Annotated in this window: 1 protein-coding gene; it reads left to right on the top strand. The window is 37.8% G+C overall.

Annotated features, from left to right (window positions below; translation table 11 throughout):
• A partial coding sequence (locus tag R0K30_RS22480) for a hypothetical protein (RefSeq protein ID WP_410613120.1) occupies nt 1–259 on the top strand: 259 nt, incomplete at both ends.

The following is a 259-nucleotide window of genomic DNA, read 5'->3' as shown; positions in this document are numbered from 1 at the left end:
AAAGCTTTTGCAGCAATCTAATCCTTAAGCTAATTGCAGTTATAAGCACCCTAGCTCTTATTCTACTGCCGATGTTAAGTACACAAATTATTATTTTACTTATTGCAGCCGCAATCGGCGCTATCTGGCCACTCTTAAAATTAAGTGATTTATCACAGCAAACTAGTAGTGAACAGGGAAAAGTTAACTGGGTTGCACTTAGTTTGTTTGCGCTACTACTTGGAGTTAGCTTTATTCCAATAGGGCAAGAATTTGCGTT

The organism is Bacillus sp. SIMBA_154 (genome assembly GCF_046536015.1).
GTDB lineage: Bacteria > Bacillota > Bacilli > Bacillales > Bacillaceae > Bacillus > Bacillus pumilus_P.
Note: the sequence above shows the minus strand (reverse complement) of the source record. Positions and strands in the feature narration are given on the sequence as shown.